This is a genomic window from Aeribacillus sp. FSL K6-8210 (genome assembly GCF_037963925.1).
Lineage (GTDB): Bacteria > Bacillota > Bacilli > Bacillales > Aeribacillaceae > Aeribacillus > Aeribacillus composti.
Genome location: NZ_CP150172.1, coordinates 35,916 through 54,776 on the forward strand (window position 1 = coordinate 35,916; position 18,861 = coordinate 54,776).

Genomic DNA, 18,861 nt, shown 5'->3' on the forward strand with positions numbered 1-18,861 from the left:
TTGAAATAGGGTGCGCTTTTCCGTTTTGTTTAGTTTTGAAGGATCATATCCTTCTTGATTGTTCTTTGAAAACTGGATAACGGAAAGACATTCACGAATAGATCGCTCATGTTAGGAAGAAACGGTTAAGTTAGAAAGGGCGCACGGTGGATGCCTTGGCACTAGGAGCCGATGAAGGACGGGACAAACACCGAAATGCTTCGGGGAGCTGTAAGTAAGCGTCGATCCGGAGATGTCCGAATGGGGGAACCCACTGCCCGTAATGGGGCAGTATCCATACCTGAATCCATAGGGTATGGAGGGCAACCCGGGGAACTGAAACATCTAAGTACCCGGAGGAAGAGAAAGCAACAGCGATTCCCTGAGTAGCGGCGAGCGAAACGGGAACAGCCCAAACCAAGAGGCGTGCCTCTTGGGGTTGTAGGACACTCGATTAAGGAGTGACAAAGGAACGGGGTAGACGAAGAGGTCTGGAAAGGCCCGTCAGAGAAGGTAACAACCCTGTAGTCGAAACTCCGTTCCCTCCCGAGTGGATCCTGAGTACGGCGGGACACGTGAAATCCCGTCGGAAGCAGGGAGGACCATCTCCCAAGGCTAAATACTCCCTAGTGACCGATAGTGAACCAGTACCGTGAGGGAAAGGTGAAAAGCACCCCGGGAGGGGAGTGAAAGAGAACCTGAAACCGTGTGCCTACAAGTAGTCAGAGCCCGTTAACGGGTGATGGCGTGCCTTTTGTAGAATGAACCGGCGAGTTGCGATTTCGTGCAAGGTTAAGCCGAAAGGCGGAGCCGCAGCGAAAGCGAGTCTGAAGAGGGCGAAATAGTACGAGGTCGCAGACCCGAAACCAGGTGATCTACCCATGTCCAGGGTGAAGGCAAGGTAACACTTGCTGGAGGCCCGAACCCACGCACGTTGAAAAGTGCGGGGATGAGGTGTGGGTAGGGGTGAAATGCCAATCGAACTTGGAGATAGCTGGTTCTCTCCGAAATAGCTTTAGGGCTAGCCTCAAGGGAAGAGTCTTGGAGGTAGAGCACTGATTGGACGAGGGGCCCCCATCGGGTTACCGAATTCAGTCAAACTCCGAATGCCAATGACTTATCCTTGGGAGTCAGACTGCGAGTGATAAGATCCGTGGTCAAAAGGGAAACAGCCCAGACCGCCAGCTAAGGTCCCAAAGTATACGTTAAGTGGAAAAGGATGTGGAGCTGCTTAGACAACCAGGATGTTGGCTTAGAAGCAGCCACCATTTAAAGAGTGCGTAATAGCTCACTGGTCGAGTGGCTCTGCGCCGAAAATGTACCGGGGCTAAACGTATCACCGAAGCTGCGGGTTGACACCGTTGGTGTCAGCGGTAGGAGAGCGTTCTAAGGGCATCGAAGCCGGACCGGAAGGACCGGTGGAGCGCTTAGAAGTGAGAATGCCGGTATGAGTAGCGAAAGAGGGGTGAGAATCCCCTCCGCCGAAAGCCTAAGGTTTCCTGAGGAAGGCTCGTCCGCTCAGGGTTAGTCGGGACCTAAGCCGAGGCCGAAAGGCGTAGGTGATGGACAACAGGTTGATATTCCTGTACCACCTCCTCACCGTTTGAGCAATGGGGGGACGCAGGAGGATAGGGTAAGCGCGCGGCTGGATGTGCGCGTCCAAGCAGTTAGGCTGGCAAGCAGGCAAATCCGCTTGCCGTGTGCTTGAGCTGTGATGGCGAGGGAAAGGAAGTACCGAAGTTCCCGATTCCACACTGCCAAGAAAAGCCTCTAGCGAGGTGAGAGGTGCCCGTACCGCAAACCGACACAGGTAGGCGAGGAGAGAATCCTAAGGTGAGCGAGAGAACTCTCGTTAAGGAACTCGGCAAAATGACCCCGTAACTTCGGGAGAAGGGGTGCTCATCAAGGTGATAAGCCATGATGAGCCGCAGTGAAAAGGCCCAGGCGACTGTTTAGCAAAAACACAGGTCTCTGCGAAACCGTAAGGTGAAGTATAGGGGCTGACGCCTGCCCGGTGCTGGAAGGTTAAGGGGAGCGCTTAAGCTGTAGCTGAAGGTGCGAACCGAAGCCCCAGTAAACGGCGGCCGTAACTATAACGGTCCTAAGGTAGCGAAATTCCTTGTCGGGTAAGTTCCGACCCGCACGAAAGGCGTAACGATCTGGGCACTGTCTCAACGAGAGACTCGGTGAAATTATAGTACCTGTGAAGATGCAGGTTACCCGCGACAGGACGGAAAGACCCCGTGGAGCTTTACTGCAGCCTGATATTGAATGTGGGTACAGCTTGTACAGGATAGGTAGGAGCCAGAGACGCGTGAGCGCCAGCTTGCGCTGAGGCGACGGTGGGATACTACCCTGGCTGTACTGACATTCTAACCCGCGCCCCTGATCGGGGCGGGAGACAGTGTCAGGTGGGCAGTTTGACTGGGGCGGTCGCCTCCTAAAAGGTAACGGAGGCGCCCAAAGGTTCCCTCAGAATGGTTGGAAATCATTCGGAGAGTGCAAAGGCAGAAGGGAGCTTGACTGCGAGACCTACAAGTCGAGCAGGGACGAAAGTCGGGCTTAGTGATCCGGTGGTTCCGCATGGAAGGGCCATCGCTCAACGGATAAAAGCTACCCCGGGGATAACAGGCTGATCTCCCCCAAGAGTCCACATCGACGGGGAGGTTTGGCACCTCGATGTCGGCTCATCGCATCCTGGGGCTGTAGTCGGTCCCAAGGGTTGGGCTGTTCGCCCATTAAAGCGGTACGCGAGCTGGGTTCAGAACGTCGTGAGACAGTTCGGTCCCTATCCGTCGCGGGCGCAGGAAATTTGAGAGGAGCTGTCCTTAGTACGAGAGGACCGGGATGGACGCACCGCTGGTGTACCAGTTGTCCCGCCAGGGGCATCGCTGGGTAGCTATGTGCGGAAGGGATAAGCGCTGAAAGCATCTAAGCGTGAAGCCCCCCTCAAGATGAGATTTCCCATCGCGATAAGCGAGTAAGATCCCTTGAAGATGACGAGGTAGATAGGTCCGAGGTGGAAGCGTGGTGACACGTGGAGCTGACGGATACTAATCGATCGAGGACTTAACCAAGTAAGAGCATCTATTCGTGAAGGAACCGTTATCTAGTTTTGAAAGAATGATATTCAAAAAAGTGTTGACAACTGCGATCAAAAAGTTATAATAGTAGTTGTCCATCGAATTGAATGGAACAAATGAATACAATAATTTGCTTGGTGGCAATGGCGAAGAGGTCACACCCGTTCCCATCCCGAACACGGAAGTTAAGCTCTTCAGCGCCGATGGTAGTGAGGGTTTGTCCCTTGCGAGAGTAGGACGCTGCCAGGCAAATTGAAAGAAAAAGAGCGGCGATCGATGCTGCTCTTTTTTTATATGAAAATAAATAAAAAATTCCAAAAATTGCATAGATTATATTTATTTTGGACATAATGAAGGTGGAGGTGGAGAAGGAATGACTTACAGTCAACAGAGTGAAATAATTGGGGAAACGTGTGTGATCTGTGATAAGCAAAAAGAGAAAGGCATTCATTTATATTCAAGTTTTATTTGCACAGATTGTGAAAAGGACATGGTGCAGACTGATACGAGTGACCGGAAATATCAATATTTTGTTGAACAATTAAAAAAAGCGGCAGCTTCCAAAATTTATTCTTAACTTGGCTATAAACAGATGGTCAAGTTTTTCTTTTTGTTATAATGAAATTATGCAGCAAATAGAAAAGGGCGATGAAAGCAGATGGGAAAAATTCGTACTCCGTTGTATAATGCTTTAATTCAACATTGTCAGTTAAATCCTCTTTCGTTTCATGTACCTGGTCATAAAAACGGGATTCTTTATGATCCAAATCAGTTTCCGCATTTTCGCCAAACGCTTCAGCTGGATTTGACTGAGATTGCTAATTTAGATGATTTATATGCGCCAGAAGGGATCATTAAAGAGGCGCAGCAGCTTGCAGCAGAATTATATGGAGTATCGTCAACATATTTTTTAGTGAATGGTTCAACGGTCGGAAACTTGGCAATGATTCTTGCTAATTGCCAAAAGGGGGATGTCGTATTCGTTCAACGAAATAGTCATAAATCAGTGATGCATGGATTAGAGCTGGCCGGTGCAAAGCCTGTTTTTTTATCTCCCAAGTTCGATGAAGGTTTTCAAGTGCCTTCTTATGTACCAGTTGAAACGGTAAAGAAAGCTTTTCAAAAATATCCTCAAGTAAAAGCGATCATTTTGACAAGCCCTACCTATTACGGTTTAACATATACAAAATTAAATGAACTTATTCAATTTGCTCATTCCCGCCGTGTTCCGGTATTAGTCGATGAAGCTCATGGGGCTCATTTGATCGCAAGTTCTTCGTTTCCGAAATCAGCTGTTTCGGTTGGTGCAGATGTTGTCGTACAATCTGCCCATAAAACATTGCCTGCTATGACAATGGGAGCATTTTTGCATGTAAACAGCAAATTGGTGAATGAGGAAAAAATTAGCCATTATATACATATGCTGCAAACAAGCAGTCCGTCTTATTTGATTATGGCCTCACTTGATTTAGCAAGAGCGTATGTCGAGGATATGTTAACGAAGGAAGAGGAATTGAATCAAACTTTAAATAAATATGTGGAGATCTTTCAACAGCTTGACTATATCGATATAGTGTCTTCGAAGGATCCTTTTGTGGCTGTTGATCCTTTAAAGCTGACAATTCGTTCACAAAATGCCATGTCAGGTTATGATTTAATGGAGCTTTTTGAAAAAGCACGTATTTATCCTGAGCTTGCCGATCCTCTAAATGTTTTGTTTGTGCTTCCGTTTGCTAAAGAGTTTCAAGATACTGGACACTTTTCGAAAGTCAATGACATATTAAAAAATACCCAAACAAGCAAGATGGAATGGGGTCTTCAGAAGGAAGTACAAATAGACGAAATCAGCCAGCTATCTATTTCTTACGAGGCAATGGAAAACAGTACAAAAACATTTGTATCATTAGAAGAAGCGATAGGAGAGATCTCTGCTGAAATGATTATTCCTTATCCGCCGGGAATACCGCTTTTGATGAGAGGAGAAAAAATTACAAAAAATCAAATTGAAGCGTTGAAAAGGTTAATGGAGCTGCGTGCTAATTTTCAAGGAGGAAAGAAATTAGCAGAAGGCCTTATTTCTATTTTCAGGAAAAGGTGATCTTAATGAAAGGAATTTTTATTACGTTTGAAGGACCTGAAGGAGCGGGGAAAACGACAATTATTAAAAAGCTTGAAAAAAAGTTAGAAAAAGAAGGAAAAGACGTTGTCGTGACGCGCGAGCCAGGCGGTATTGTCATCAGCGAGAAAATTCGGGAAATTATTCTTCATAAAGAACATACAGAGATGGATGCAAGGACCGAGGCGCTTCTTTATGCTGCCGCGAGAAGACAGCATTTAGTCGAAAAAGTAATTCCCGCTCTTCATAAAGGAAAAATTGTACTTTGCGATCGATTCGTTGACAGTTCTTTAGCCTATCAAGGGTATGCAAGAGGTCTCGGGATTCAAGAGGTGCTTGAAATAAATCAATTTGCAATAACCGGCATGATGCCCAATCTTACGCTGTTTTTTGATATTTTGCCGGAAAAAGGATTAGCAAGAATAACTAGCAATCAAAATCGAGAAATCAATCGACTTGACTTGGAAAAATTGGATTTCCATCAAAAGGTTTATGAAGGATACAAGAAAATCATTGAAATGTTTCCGAATAGAATAAAAGTGATCAATGCAGATCAGCCTTTAGAAAAAGTTTTTTTTGAAGCGGAGAGTGCATTGGACTTATTTTGGAAGGAAACATTGTAGTCATATCGTTCTCAAGCTTGATATAATGAAGAAAAATTGATATTCGCTGCAAAATGTCCTGGCAAGATGTCCTGCTTTTCCGTTTTTATTAATAAGGAGGCTTTTCCGTATGAAATTGATTATGGCTGTTGTCCAGGATCAAGATAGCAACCGCTTATTAAAAGCCCTGACGGAACATAACTTTCGTGTGACAAAGCTTGCAAGCACCGGGGGATTTTTAAAGTCCGGCAACACTACTTTTATTATTGGAACAGAAGACATTCGTGTGCAAAAAGCGCTCGATATCATTAAAACGAACTGCCAATCTCGCCAACAGCTTGTTGCTCCAGTTTCACCGATAGGCGGGAATACCGACTCTTACGTTCCCTATCCGCTTGAAATTGAGGTTGGCGGTGCAACTGTTTTTGTCCTTCCAGTTGAACAATTTCATCAATTTTAAAGGTGAGAGCAAATGAAAGTTAATGAAGATTTAAGAACAATACTGCCTAAACAAACAATTGAACAGAACGGAACACAAAACAGATCTAAAATATTTTCTCAAATGGTTGAAAAGCATGAATCCAAGCTCCATGAAGAACAATGGAAACAGCTTTTAAATGAACTGGAGGAAGCCGGAGAACGTCTAAGTAAATCGAGAAATATGCATGATTTGTCTAAGTTTAAAAGATTAGTAAAGCGGCTTATTCGTGAAACGATTGAATTCGGAATGGGTGTCAAAGAATCAAAGAGCTGGGATTTTTATGGGAACAGACGGAATTTAAAAATCGTTTCCCAAATTGACCAAAAGCTGGTGGAATTGACCGAAGAAATTTTAAATAAAGAAAAAGATGCCGTAAACATTTTAGGGAAAATAGGGGAAATAAAAGGGCTGATCGTGAATTTATATACGTAAGTGAGTGGTACAATAAATGAAAACATGGGAAGAACTCGAAAAACTTCAGCCAAAAGTATTGAAAATAATACAAAATTCTTTTAAGAAAAATAGATTGGCCCACGCCTATTTATTTCAAGGGAAAAAGGGCACAGGAAAAAAGGATGCTGCTTTTTTAACTGCAAAAAGTTATTTTTGCGAGCATTTGGAGAAAAATTATAAACCGTGCGGACAATGTTCAAACTGCAAGAGAGTTGAGAGCGGAAATCATCCTGATCTTCACTTTATAGAGCCTGATGGCTTATCAATCAAAAAAGAACAAATAGAAGCATTGCAGAAGGAATTTGCAAAAACGGGCGTTGAATCGAACCGGAAGCTTTATATCATATCTGGATGCGACCAGATGACTGTCAATGCGGCCAACAGTTTATTGAAATTTTTGGAGGAACCGACGGAAGGAACAATGGCAATATTAATAACAAATCAAGTTCATCGAGTGTTGCCGACAATTCTTTCTAGATGCCAAATATTAACCTTCCAACCCATTCCCCCAAAAATGATTCAGCAGGAACTTGAGAAAAAAGGAACTCCAAGTCATATAGCTGCCCTCGTCAGTCAAGTTACCAATAATATTGAAGAAGCATTTTCACTTAGCCGTGACGATTGGTTTGCGGAAGCAAGAACCAAAGTGATAAAATTATATGAAGTATTGGACTCCCGTCCCGACCATGCATTGCTTTTTATTCATAATCATTGGGTGCCTTTTTTTGCAGATAAAGAGCAAATGGAAATGGGACTGGATTTTCTCCTATTTTTATATAAAGATTTATTATCAATTCAAATCGGAAATGAAGATGACGTTGTTTATTTAGATATATTGCCAATGTTAAAACAGCAAGGGCTAAAGCTTGGCCAACGAACTGTTTTACACCAAATCGTCTCCATTTTGAATGCAAAAAAACGGTTAAATTTCAATGTTAATCCGCAGCTTCTTATGGAAGATTTGGTTTTAACATTGCAGGAGGGATAAGCTTGTATGATGTTGTAGGAGTTCGCTTTAAAAAGGCGGGAAAAATTTATTATTTTGATCCAAATGGTTTTGATATACAGCTTGATGATTATGTCATTGTTGAAACAATCAGAGGGATTGAATATGGAAAAGTAGTAGTCAGCAAAAAACAAGTGGAAGAGCATGATATTGTGCTTCCATTAAAGAAAGTCATTCGGAAAGCTGATGAAAAGGATCGGATGATTGTCCAAGAAAACAACAGGGCAGCAAAAGAAGCGATGGATATTTGTTTAAAAAAAGTAGAAGAACACGGTTTAGAGATGAAGCTTGTCGATGTAGAGTATACATTTGACCGCAACAAAGTCATTTTTTACTTTACTGCTGACGGGCGTATTGATTTTCGCGAGCTTGTAAAAGATTTGGCCTCTATTTTTAAAACGAGAATTGAACTTCGACAAATCGGGGTGCGAGACGAAGCGAAAATGCTTGGCGGAATCGGCCCCTGTGGAAGAATGCTATGCTGCTCCACATTTTTAGGGGATTTTGAGCCTGTTTCGATTAAGATGGCGAAAGATCAAAATTTGTCTTTGAATCCTACAAAGATTTCGGGGTTATGCGGAAGATTAATGTGCTGTTTAAAATATGAGAATGATGAATATGAAACAGCAAAAGAGCAACTTCCGGATATTGGAGATACTATAGAAACTCCGAATGGAACAGGAAAGGTTGTCGGACTAAATATTTTAGAACGTGTGCTGCAAGTCGAACTGATCAATCGCGATCGCGTCGTTGAATACACATGGGAAGAATTAATACAAGACGATGCTGTTTCTATGGAGTTCACAGATTAGAGGTGGAAAACCAGTGAACAAAAAAGAAATTTTTGATGCTGTGACATTGCTGGAGGAACAAATTGGTTATTTGTACCGCCAATTAGGAGAATTAAAGCAGCATATAGGAGAATTAATTGAAGAAAACCAACATTTAAAATTGGAAAACGACCACTTGCGCAAACGAATGTCTTCTTTTGATCAAATGAATTTGAAACAAGAAGAATTGAAAAGCGCTAAGAAGAAGGAAAAAAAGCTTGGACATATAGATATTGGCGAAGGGTATGATAACCTGGCAAGACTTTATCAGGAAGGATTTCATATTTGTAATCTGCATTATGGCAGTGTAAGGAAAGATGGAGATTGCCTGTTCTGCCTCTCATTTTTAAATAAAAAGTAAGTGCAGCTTCCTTTTCAGGAGGCTTTTCTTATGACTAGGACGAGTAAGTAATCTCAAGAAAGGGAAATTTACATGGTATATTTGCACGATGATGAAAGGCTGGATTATTTGTTAGCGGAAGATTTGCGCATCATTCAAAGTCCTTCAGTTTTTGCATTTTCTCTCGATGCAGTTCTTCTCGCAAAATTTGTGTATGTCCCGATCCAAAAAGGGAATTTGATTGACCTTTGTACAGGAAACGGGGTGATTCCACTTTTATTAAGCACAAGAACAAAAGGAACGATCACAGGAGTGGAAATACAAAAGCGGCTGTTTGATATGGCTGTCAGATCTGTCCAATATAATCACCTTGAACATCAAATAAAGATCATTCACGGCGACATTTTGGACATGCCGAAACAGCTTGGGTATGGGAAGTTCGATGTTGTAACATGCAATCCCCCTTATTTCAAAACGCCGGGACAAGAAGAGTTAAATAAAAACGAATATTTTGCGATTGCAAGGCATGAAATATTATGCACTCTTGAAGATGCTATACGTGTAAGCAGCCAATTGGTAAGGCCGGGGGGAAAAGTTGCCTTTGTCCATCGTCCAGGACGATTTTTAGAAATGATCGAACTCATGAAAAAATATCGAGTGGAACCGAAAAGAATTCGCTTTGTATATCCAAAGCTTGGAAAGGAAGCAAATACTTTATTAGTAGAAGGAATAAAAGATGGGAATCCTGATTTAAAAATTCTACCCCCATTGATCGTTTACGATGATCAAAACAATTATACGGATGAAGTTCAAAAAATATTGTACGGGTAAATAAAATGTGACTAAAGCGGAATGTATACATTATGGTGGTGAATAGGGATGTGGCAGCAAAAAAGCTATGCGGAAGATGTAGAGAAGGGCGCACTATATTTAGTGCCGACGCCGATCGGAAATTTAGAAGATATGACGTTCCGTTCAATCCGTGTGTTAAAAGAGTGTGACGTTATTGCAGCGGAGGACACGAGACAAACGAAAAAATTATGTCATTATTATCATATTGATACAAACATCATCAGCTATCATGAACATAATAAAAATTCGAGTGGAAGACAGATCATGAAAATGATTGAAGAGGGGAAAAAAGTTGCACTTGTCAGCGATGCCGGCATGCCAACCATTTCTGATCCAGGAAGTGAGCTTGTTCAGCTAGTTTTAGACCATCATTATCCGGTTATACCGCTTCCGGGGGCTAATGCTGCATTAACGGCATTGATCGCTTCAGGAATTGCGCCTCAGCCTTTTTATTTTTTTGGATTTTTACATCACAAGAAAAAAGAAAAGAAAAAACAATTGGAGCAATTAAAAAATAAGAAAGAAACCATTATCCTTTATGAATCTCCTCATCGACTCGTTGAAACGTTAAAGGATATTCATGAATTTTTTGGCAATAGGAAAATAGCTGTTGCTCGAGAGTTAACAAAAATGTATGAGGAGTTTGTGAGGGGGACAGTTGATGAACTATTAGATTGGGCGGAAAATCATGAAATCAAAGGGGAGTTTTGTTTAATCATTGAAGGCAGTCAAGAAAATACTCCCGATGATAACAAAGAAACATGGTGGAGTAAATGGACGATTAAAGAACATGTTGAACATTATATAGAAAAAGGCTATCCATCAAAAGAAGCGATCAAATTGGCCGCATTGGATCGAAATTTGCCAAAACGGGAAGTGTATCAGGAGTATCATTTGAAATAAAAGTCCCTGAATAGTAGGGACTTTTAACTTTTTATTTAGAAGATTCCAAAATGGTTTGGATTTCTTTTAAAATTTGCTCTGCACCTTCGCGGCTAAGAACAATTTTTCCGCCTGCAAGCTGGAAGTTATCATCAGAAACTTCTCCAGTTACTTGACAAGTCATGCTAGGTTTATATTTTTTCAAAATGATGCGGTCGTCATCCACATAAATTTCTAAAGCATCTTTTTCAGCAATTCCTAATGTTCTGCGCAATTCAATCGGAATAACTACGCGTCCCAACTCATCAACTTTACGAACAATTCCAGTAGATTTCATAAAATTTGTCTCCTCCCATTTGTAAAATAAAGATTTATCGCCTATATACTCCCTTTTTCGCCATTATTCGACATTTGCGATTGTCAATTAATAGAATAACAGTTTTTCCAATAAACGTCAATCCTTTTGATTCGAAATACTGTTCAATTTAAATAACTGTGTAAATCTTATAAGATGATGAAAGATTATGTATATTTTCTTGATAAAACAGGCTATGATGGTATCATAGAATATGTAATCAATGCTTGGTTTTGTCGCTCTCGTCCAACTGACGAGAGCTTTTCTGTAATGTAGTGGCAAAGGAGGATTAATATTGTGGAAAACAGAAAAAAAACATTTTATTTAACGACGCCCATTTACTATCCGAGCGATAAATTACATATCGGTCATGCGTATACAACGGTAGCCGGCGATGCCATGTCGAGATATAAACGCCTTCGCGGTTATGATGTCATGTATTTAACGGGAACTGACGAGCATGGGCAAAAAATCCAGCGAAAAGCGGAGGAAAAAGGAGTATCTCCTAAAAAGTATGTTGATGATATTGTTTCAGGGATTAAAGAATTATGGAAAAAATTAGATATTTCCTATGATGATTTTATAAGAACGACTGAAGAGCGACATAAGAAGGTAGTAGAAAAAATTTTCGACCGTCTAGTAAAGCAGGGAGATATTTATTTAGATGAGTATGAAGGATGGTACTGTACGCCTTGTGAATCGTTTTTTACAGAAAGACAGCTAGTGGACGGAAATTGCCCTGATTGCGGCCGCCCTGTTGAGAAGGTAAAAGAAGAGTCTTATTTCTTTAAAATGAGCAAATATGTCGACAGGCTTCTGCAATTTTATGAAGAAAATCCAGAGTTTATTCAGCCGGAATCAAGAAAAAACGAAATGATCAATAACTTTATAAAGCCTGGGCTGGAAGATTTGGCGGTATCCCGGACGACTTTTGACTGGGGCATTAAAGTTCCTGGTAATCCAAAACATGTTATTTATGTTTGGATTGACGCATTGACAAACTATATTACGGCGCTCGGCTACGGAACCGAGAATGAAGAAAAATTTAAAAAATATTGGCCTGCAGATGTTCATTTAGTAGGGAAAGAGATTGTCCGCTTTCACACGATATACTGGCCGATTATGCTCATGGCGCTTGATCTGCCTCTTCCTAAAAAAGTGTTTGGACATGGATGGCTGTTAATGAAGGACGGAAAAATGTCTAAATCAAAAGGAAATGTTGTGGATCCAGTTACATTGATTGACCGTTATGGGCTTGATGCTTTGCGCTATTATTTGCTGCGTGAAGTTCCGTTTGGAGCGGACGGAGTATTTACTCCTGAAGGCTTTGTGGAGCGCATTAACTATGATTTAGCTAATGACTTAGGAAACTTACTAAACCGAACGGTGGCCATGATCGATAAATATTTTGACGGCATTGTAAAAAAAGAACAAGCGGATGAAACCCCTTACGATGAGGCTCTTCGCTCATTCAGAACCGAAACAGTTAAAAAGTACGAAGAAGCCATGGATAAAATGGAGTTTTCCGTTGCGCTGACAGCCCTATGGCAATTTATTGGCCGGACAAATAAATACATTGATGAGACGGAGCCTTGGGTACTGGCAAAAGACGAGTCAAAAAGAAATCAGCTTGCATCCGTCATGTATCATTTGGCTGAGTCGCTTCGACATATAGCCGTTTTATTAAAACCATTTTTAACAAAAACACCGGATAAAATTTTTGCGCAAATAGGTGTAGAGGACGATCATTTGAAAAATTGGGAATCCATTCATAAGTTTGGACAGCTGGAAGAGGTTCGGGTGCAAAAAAGAGAGCCGCTGTTTCCGCGTTTAGATATCGAACAGGAAGTGAACTATATAAAAGAGCAGATGAAAGGATCGGCACCTGAGGCTAAAAAAGAAACAGCAGATGATGAGAATGAAATTACAATTGATGATTTTATGAAAGTGGATTTACGCGTGGCGGAGGTTATTCAAGCGGAGAGAGTAGAAAAAGCAGACAAGCTGTTAAAACTTCAGTTGGATTTAGGATCTGAAAAACGCCAAGTTGTTTCTGGAATTGCTAAATATTATCAGCCTGAACAATTAATCGGCAAAAAAGTTATTTGTGCAATAAATTTAAAACCGGTAAAATTGCGTGGAGAATTGTCGCAAGGAATGATTTTGGCAGGGGAAGAAAACGGAACCTTGTCGCTTGCTACCGTCGATTCAGATTTACCGAATGGAACGAAAATCAAATAAATTTGTCGAAGATTGTTTTTTTGGGGTGTTTCACGTGGAACACCTCTTTCCCTTTTATCGAAAAAGGGAAAAAATGATTGGAAAGGATGTCAAAATATGCTGTTTGATACTCATGCACATTTAAATGCGGTGCAATTTGAGGAGGATTTAAACGAAGTAATTGACCGGGCACTTCAAGAAAAAGTGGAAACTATCGTTGTTGTCGGCTTTGACCGCGAAACAATTCCAAAGGCTATAGAGCTTTCTGAAAGGTATGACTTTATATATGCAGCTGTCGGCTGGCATCCGGTTGATGCCATTGATATGACGGATCACGATTTAGATTGGTTAAGAGAGCTTTCCAGCCATCCGAAAGTTGTCGCACTAGGTGAAATGGGCCTGGATTATCATTGGGATAAATCACCTAAGGATGTGCAAAAAGAAGTGTTTCGCAAGCAAATTGCATTAGCAAAGGAAGTACAGCTGCCGATCATTATTCATAACAGAGAAGCAACTGCAGACATTGTTCAAATATTAAAAGAGGAAAATGCGAAGGAAGTAGGCGGAGTCATGCATTGCTTTTCCGGAAGCTTAGAGGTTGCCAAGCAATGTATGGACATGAATTTCTATATTTCGTTCGGCGGTCCTGTTACATTTAAAAATGCAAAAAAACCAAAAGAAGTAGCTGCGGAAATTCCATTGGACCGATTATTAATTGAAACCGATTGTCCTTATTTAACCCCTCATCCATTCCGTGGCAAACGGAATGAACCAAGCTATGTCAAATATATCGCAGAAAAAATTGCAGAGCTGAAAGGACTCACCTTTGAAGAAATAGCAAAAATTACAACCAGAAATGGAAAAAAATTATTCGGCATTTCATGATAAAGATTTCTGTCGAAGCTTGTTCAAGCTTGTCTGAAAAAAGAATGATTCAAAAAAGTTCTACACGTCTTCTTTTCCTCATAGGATAAACGTGTCGAGAAGTCTTTCTTCACTTTTTGTTCAAACTTCAAGATAATAGTTACAAAAAACGAGAAAAGTGCAGGAGGGTTGACAGGTTTAAAAATACTCTATATAATCTCACGGAGGAGAAGGAGGCGTTTTCGTGATTGAAAACATGAAAAATATGGTATCCAACCTTTCCAAGAGAAAAAAGTATGTCCTTTCTGCAGTCGGTGTATGTTTAATTGGCACAGGAGCAACGTATGGGGGATATGAAGGAACAAAAGATACTGTTAGAGTCACTATTGATGGGAAAACAGAGGAAGTAAGGACCCATGCAGACCAAGTCAGTGATCTTTTGAAAGAATTAGATATAAAATTACAAGCTAATGATTATATTTCTCATGCGAAACATCGGGACATTCAAGACAACATGAATATAGTGATAAAATATGCCAAACCTGTCCAGCTGATTGTAGACAATGAGCGAAGGAAGATTTTCACAACTGCTGATACGGTAGAAGATGTTTTAAGGCAGCAAAAAATTTCCATTACCGAAAAAGATGAAGTTCTACCAGCATTAGATGCAAAAATTGAAAAAAACATGGAACTAAAGGTGAATAAAGCGCATCTTATCACTTTAAATATTGGTGGGAAAAACCAACAGATTTGGTCTACTTCGACTACTGTCGCTGACTTTTTAAAGGAACATAACGTAAAATTGAACCCAATGGATAAAGTAAAGCCTGGGCTAACAACAGTGTTAAATAAAAACACAAATGTAGAAATTACCAGAGTAGAAAAAGTCACCGATGTAGTGGAAGAACCAATTGTATTTAAAATCGTTCAACGTACAGATAAAAATTTAGCTGAAGGAACGAAAAAAGTGATTCAAGAAGGCGAAAAAGGAACACGCCAAAAACAGTTTGAAGTCATTTTGGAAAATGGAAAAGAAATTTCCCGTAAGCTTATAAAAACTGTAACAACGAAGGAAAGCAAAGATAAAATTGTTGTTGTCGGGACAAAAGCTTCTTCGCAGCCTGCACTAGCTTCAAGAGGAACTGGCAGCAAGTCTAAAGAATTTTATGTGACGGCTACTGCATATACAGCATCCTGCAATGGCTGTTCAGGCACAACAGCAACGGGGTACAATTTGCGCTCAAATCCAAATGCAAAGGTAATCGCAGTTGATCCGTCTGTCATTCCGCTCGGATCAAAGGTGTATGTTGAAGGATACGGATATGCAGTTGCCGCCGATACTGGTTCAGCAATTTCCGGAAATAAAATTGACGTATTTTTCCCAAATAAGTCTCAAGCATATCAATGGGGTCGAAAAAAGGTCAAAATAAGGGTTTTACGTTAACTTTATCGAGTGCTGTTTTGACAGAGGGTTTCGACCCTCTGTTTTTTTACGTTATAATTGGAAATCAGTAGCCTTTTATACAATTTGACGACAAATATTACAAAAAGGTTTCAAGTTTTGGAGGAAAAAATGAAAAAAAAAATAAAAGAAATTATTATCGTTGAAGGTAAAGATGATACGTTGGCAATAAAAAGAGCAGTGGATGCCGATACGATTGAAACGAACGGCTCTGCCATTAATCAATCGATTATTGAGCAAATACGCCTTGCCCAAAACACGCGGGGAGTTATTATTTTTACTGATCCTGACGCTCCGGGAGAAAAAATTCGCAAAACAATAGCTGAACATGTTCCTGGATGCAAACATGCCTTTTTGCCACGTAATGAAGCCAGAGCAAAAAACGGGAGAGGAATTGGCGTTGAACATGCCAGCGCAGAATCTATTCGGAAAGCGCTGCGTTCGGTGAGAGAGGAAATGAACGAATGGAAAAGCAGCATTTCCATGTTAGATTTGATTTTTTATGGTTTAATTGGCGGTCCAACGGCAAAAAAGCGGAGGGAAAAGCTTGGAGAGCGGCTAAAAATCGGCTATGCTAACGGAAAACAGCTAATGAAACGCTTGGCAATGTTTCATATTACGAAAGAAGCGTTTTTGGAGGCAATTGAGGCGATCTTAAAGGAGGAAGAGGCAGATGGAAAAAGAAATAGCAACGTTAAGCCGAACGAAACAAATTCTTGAAAAATACAGCTTTTCTTTTAAAAAAAGCTTAGGGCAAAACTTTATTGTGGAACCGAACATATTGCATCGAATGATTGAGCGTGCAGGTGTAACAGAAGAAACAGGAGTCATCGAAATAGGTCCAGGGATCGGCGCATTAACAGAACAATTAGTAAAAAATGCTAAGAAAGTTATTGCCTTTGAAATCGATGGCAGACTGCTTCCGATTCTTGAAGAAAATTTAGCTCCATATTCAAATATCGAAATCATTTATCAAGATGTATTAAAGGCAAACCTCCACGAAATCATTGAAAAAAAATTGAACAATTGCCGTGAAGTCATGGTAGTCGCCAATTTGCCATACTATATCACCACGCCGATCATTATGAAGCTTTTGGAAAACCGTTTGCCACTAAAAGCGATCGTCGTCATGCTTCAAAAAGAGGTAGCAGAACGAATGACAGCCAAACCGTCAACAAAAGATTACGGCTCATTATCCATTGCCGTCCAATATTACACTGAAGCGAAAACGGTTATGTCGGTGCCGAAGACAGTATTCATTCCGCAGCCAAACGTGGATTCGTCTGTCATTCGCCTCGATTTGCGTCCAGAACCGCTTATTCATGTCAAAAATGAAGCATTTTTCTTTCAAGTAGTAAAAGCAAGTTTTGCTCAAAGAAGAAAAACGTTATTGAACAATTTACTCAACAACTTACCCAATGGGAAGGTGAATAAAAACATAATTGAAGAATGTTTGACATCAGCAGGAATCGATGGAAAGCGCAGGGGGGAATCATTGACCATTGAAGAATTTGCTTTATTGAGCGACAGACTTTACGAAATATTTAAATAGGGTAAATCACCATTTTGAAAAGCAAGACATACGTTAAAGAAGAAAAGAAAACTATTCCCGTTCGGAGTGAACATTATGCTAATAAAGCCGGGGATGATAGTGGCCAGAAAGTCTTATCAGTGCGATTTGCTTTTTCGGATTTTAGAAATAAAAAAGGATCATACTGGCCGTCTGATTGCCCTTATTTCAGGACAGGACGTCCGTTTAATTGCTGATGCCCCTTATGACGACTTAGTCATCATGAATAAAGAAGAACAAAAAATACGTGAAAAACAAGAAAGGGAAAAAATAGAAAATACGCTTTATCTCCTGAAGCAAGATTATGATCTATCTCGTGAAAAACAAGAATTTTACGCTTCGTCCGAATTTGAATATCAAAATGAATGTTTTCATATTCCAGGCAGAGTATTACATGTAGATGGCGACCCCAATTATTTGGAAAAATGCTTAAATTTATACGAAAAAATTGGTGTTCCTGTTCACGGCATACATTTAAAAGAAAACGAAATGGCTGATCATATTGATGAGCTTTTAGAAAAATATCGGCCGGATATACTAGTCATTACTGGACATGATTCTTATTCGAAGCATAAAGGGACAATATTGGATTTGAATGCTTACCGACACTCGAAGGATTTTATTAAAACGGTCAGGAAGGCACGGAAAAAAATTCCCGGGCTTGATCAGCTGATTATTTTTGCCGGTGCATGCCAATCTCATTTTGAGTCATTAATAAGAGCTGGGGCCAATTTTGCAAGTTCACCGTCAAGAGTGAACATTCATGCTTTAGATCCTGTGTATATTGTTTCTAAAATCAGCTTTACTCCTTTTGTAGAACGTATTAATGTTTGGGATGTACTTCGAAACACCTTGTCGCGGGAAAAAGGATTAGGAGGCATTGAAACAAAGGGCGTCATGCGGTCAGGTTTACCATTTAACCGATATATTGAGGAAGCAGGTCAAAACGAATAAACGTTTGGACTGCTTTTTTTTGAATAAATCCATATAATTTTTGCAAAAACGGGAAAACTATGACAAGTATTAGAGAATTTTGTTGAAAAGAAAACGTTGACACAGATGTTTAAAGGCTGTTATAATAAAAAATTTATTTGACTTATTAGTCGATTCTGTGTATAATGAACTTTGTGAGGTGGTTCCAATGGCAAAAACGTTATCCGATATTAAACAAGCTCTCGATTCTAATCTAGGCCGTCGATTAACATTAAAAGCGAATGGCGGACGTAGAAAAACAATTGAACGTTCAGGCGTTTTAGCCGAGACGTATCCATCGGTTTTTGTGATTGAACTTGACCAGGAAGAAAATGCTTTTGAACGCGTTTCATACAGCTATGCAGATGTGTTAACGGAAACAGTCCAAATTACTTTTATAGATGAAAACAACAATGTTGCAATGGGCGGGCAGTAAACGAAATTTGTTTGCTGCTTTTATTTTTTTCTCTGGCATTTTTTTAAAAGCATAAATCAAGCTTTTCGCTTGAAACTAACAGTAAGCGGATAAAATCCGCGGGAATGTCTGTTTTTATTTAAGGGGGAGTCAAAGAATGGCTAGACGCCGAGGCATTATGTCAGAAAGCTTTAAGTATGAATTGGCTAAGGAATTGGGCTTTTATGAAACGGTCAAAAATGAAGGATGGGGAGCCATTCGGGCTCGTGATGCCGGAAACATGGTAAAACGGGCGATCGAGATTGCAGAAGAGCAATTGGCTAAGCAAAACGGCAAAACTTTTTAAAAGCAGACATTCGGGTGGCCGGCTCATAGTTTG

The 18,861-nt window shown here is 40.6% G+C and carries 19 protein-coding genes and 2 rRNA genes; 20 read left to right on the top strand and 1 reads right to left on the bottom strand.

The features are described 5' to 3' along the window. Window positions 1–123: 123 nt before the first annotated feature. From NSQ41_RS00165 to rsmI, 12 genes are all read left to right on the top strand, one after another. A 23S ribosomal RNA gene (locus NSQ41_RS00165) occupies window positions 124–3,056 on the top strand. Between the two features lie 139 nt (window positions 3,057–3,195). Continuing rightward, window positions 3,196–3,311 (top strand): 5S ribosomal RNA (gene rrf / locus NSQ41_RS00170). A gap of 124 nt (window positions 3,312–3,435) precedes the next feature. Continuing rightward, window positions 3,436–3,639, top strand: coding sequence for a sigma factor G inhibitor Gin (locus tag NSQ41_RS00175; RefSeq protein WP_063387602.1), 204 nt, complete (start codon window positions 3,436–3,438; stop codon window positions 3,637–3,639). Between the two features lie 81 nt (window positions 3,640–3,720). After that, complete coding sequence (locus NSQ41_RS00180; RefSeq protein ID WP_339210742.1) at window positions 3,721–5,160, top strand: aminotransferase class I/II-fold pyridoxal phosphate-dependent enzyme; 1,440 nt, start codon at window positions 3,721–3,723, stop codon at window positions 5,158–5,160. A 5-nt stretch (window positions 5,161–5,165) separates the two neighbouring features. Continuing rightward, window positions 5,166–5,801, top strand: a complete 636-nt coding sequence (tmk, locus tag NSQ41_RS00185; protein WP_063387600.1) for a dTMP kinase — start codon at window positions 5,166–5,168, stop codon at window positions 5,799–5,801. Between the two features lie 109 nt (window positions 5,802–5,910). Beyond that, entirely contained in the window at window positions 5,911–6,240 is a 330-nt protein-coding gene (locus tag NSQ41_RS00190) for a cyclic-di-AMP receptor (protein ID WP_063387599.1), read from the top strand. A 12-nt stretch (window positions 6,241–6,252) separates the two neighbouring features. Further along, window positions 6,253–6,693, top strand: coding sequence for a YaaR family protein (locus NSQ41_RS00195; RefSeq protein WP_063387598.1), 441 nt, complete (start codon window positions 6,253–6,255; stop codon window positions 6,691–6,693). Between the two features lie 16 nt (window positions 6,694–6,709). Beyond that, window positions 6,710–7,702: a DNA polymerase III subunit delta' gene (gene holB / locus NSQ41_RS00200; protein ID WP_063387597.1), complete on the top strand. Its 993-nt coding sequence runs from the start codon at window positions 6,710–6,712 to the stop codon at window positions 7,700–7,702. Between the two features lie 2 nt (window positions 7,703–7,704). Next, window positions 7,705–8,532 (top strand): stage 0 sporulation family protein, encoded by an 828-nt coding sequence (locus NSQ41_RS00205; protein ID WP_063387596.1) that lies wholly within the window; start codon window positions 7,705–7,707, stop codon window positions 8,530–8,532. Between the two features lie 13 nt (window positions 8,533–8,545). Next, the gene (gene yabA, locus NSQ41_RS00210; RefSeq protein ID WP_063387595.1) at window positions 8,546–8,911 is read left to right on the top strand and encodes a DNA replication initiation control protein YabA; all 366 of its coding nucleotides are present in this window, start codon (window positions 8,546–8,548) and stop codon (window positions 8,909–8,911) included. Between the two features lie 72 nt (window positions 8,912–8,983). After that, complete coding sequence (locus NSQ41_RS00215) at window positions 8,984–9,721, top strand: tRNA1(Val) (adenine(37)-N6)-methyltransferase (RefSeq protein WP_066247199.1); 738 nt, start codon at window positions 8,984–8,986, stop codon at window positions 9,719–9,721. 48 nt (window positions 9,722–9,769) lie between these two features. Continuing rightward, entirely contained in the window at window positions 9,770–10,645 is an 876-nt protein-coding gene (gene rsmI / locus NSQ41_RS00220; RefSeq protein WP_066247202.1) for a 16S rRNA (cytidine(1402)-2'-O)-methyltransferase, read from the top strand. Between the two features lie 31 nt (window positions 10,646–10,676). Here the strand turns inward: rsmI and NSQ41_RS00225 are convergent, their stop codons facing one another. Beyond that, on the bottom strand, window positions 10,677–10,961 hold the full coding sequence (locus NSQ41_RS00225; RefSeq protein ID WP_063387592.1) for an AbrB/MazE/SpoVT family DNA-binding domain-containing protein: 285 nt from the start codon (window positions 10,959–10,961) through the stop codon (window positions 10,677–10,679). A 315-nt stretch (window positions 10,962–11,276) separates the two neighbouring features. On the opposite strand from NSQ41_RS00225, the gene metG reads away from it, so the two are divergent. From metG to NSQ41_RS00265, 8 genes are all read left to right on the top strand, one after another. Beyond that, complete coding sequence (metG, locus tag NSQ41_RS00230) at window positions 11,277–13,220, top strand: methionine--tRNA ligase (protein WP_339198203.1); 1,944 nt, start codon at window positions 11,277–11,279, stop codon at window positions 13,218–13,220. 96 nt (window positions 13,221–13,316) lie between these two features. Next, window positions 13,317–14,084 carry a TatD family hydrolase gene (locus tag NSQ41_RS00235; protein WP_063387590.1) on the top strand — a complete coding sequence of 256 codons (768 nt, stop codon included), beginning with the start codon at window positions 13,317–13,319 and terminating at the stop codon, window positions 14,082–14,084. A gap of 223 nt (window positions 14,085–14,307) precedes the next feature. Next, on the top strand, window positions 14,308–15,507 hold the full coding sequence (locus tag NSQ41_RS00240) for a G5 and 3D domain-containing protein (protein ID WP_232515628.1): 1,200 nt from the start codon (window positions 14,308–14,310) through the stop codon (window positions 15,505–15,507). 129 nt (window positions 15,508–15,636) lie between these two features. Continuing rightward, the gene (rnmV, locus tag NSQ41_RS00245; protein WP_186439261.1) at window positions 15,637–16,245 is read left to right on the top strand and encodes a ribonuclease M5; all 609 of its coding nucleotides are present in this window, start codon (window positions 15,637–15,639) and stop codon (window positions 16,243–16,245) included. Beyond that, window positions 16,199–17,077 carry a 16S rRNA (adenine(1518)-N(6)/adenine(1519)-N(6))-dimethyltransferase RsmA gene (gene rsmA / locus NSQ41_RS00250; RefSeq protein WP_339210745.1) on the top strand — a complete coding sequence of 293 codons (879 nt, stop codon included), beginning with the start codon at window positions 16,199–16,201 and terminating at the stop codon, window positions 17,075–17,077. The genes rnmV and rsmA overlap by 47 nt, the downstream gene beginning before the upstream one ends. A 75-nt stretch (window positions 17,078–17,152) precedes the next feature. Further along, window positions 17,153–18,049: a sporulation peptidase YabG gene (gene yabG / locus NSQ41_RS00255; protein WP_063387588.1), complete on the top strand. Its 897-nt coding sequence runs from the start codon at window positions 17,153–17,155 to the stop codon at window positions 18,047–18,049. A gap of 187 nt (window positions 18,050–18,236) precedes the next feature. Then, on the top strand, window positions 18,237–18,503 hold the full coding sequence (locus NSQ41_RS00260) for a Veg family protein (RefSeq protein WP_063387587.1): 267 nt from the start codon (window positions 18,237–18,239) through the stop codon (window positions 18,501–18,503). Window positions 18,504–18,639: 136 nt separating this feature from the next. After that, a complete protein-coding gene (locus NSQ41_RS00265; RefSeq protein ID WP_063387586.1) occupies window positions 18,640–18,828 on the top strand; it encodes a small, acid-soluble spore protein, alpha/beta type in 189 nt (62 codons plus the stop codon). Window positions 18,829–18,861: the final 33 nt, after the last annotated feature.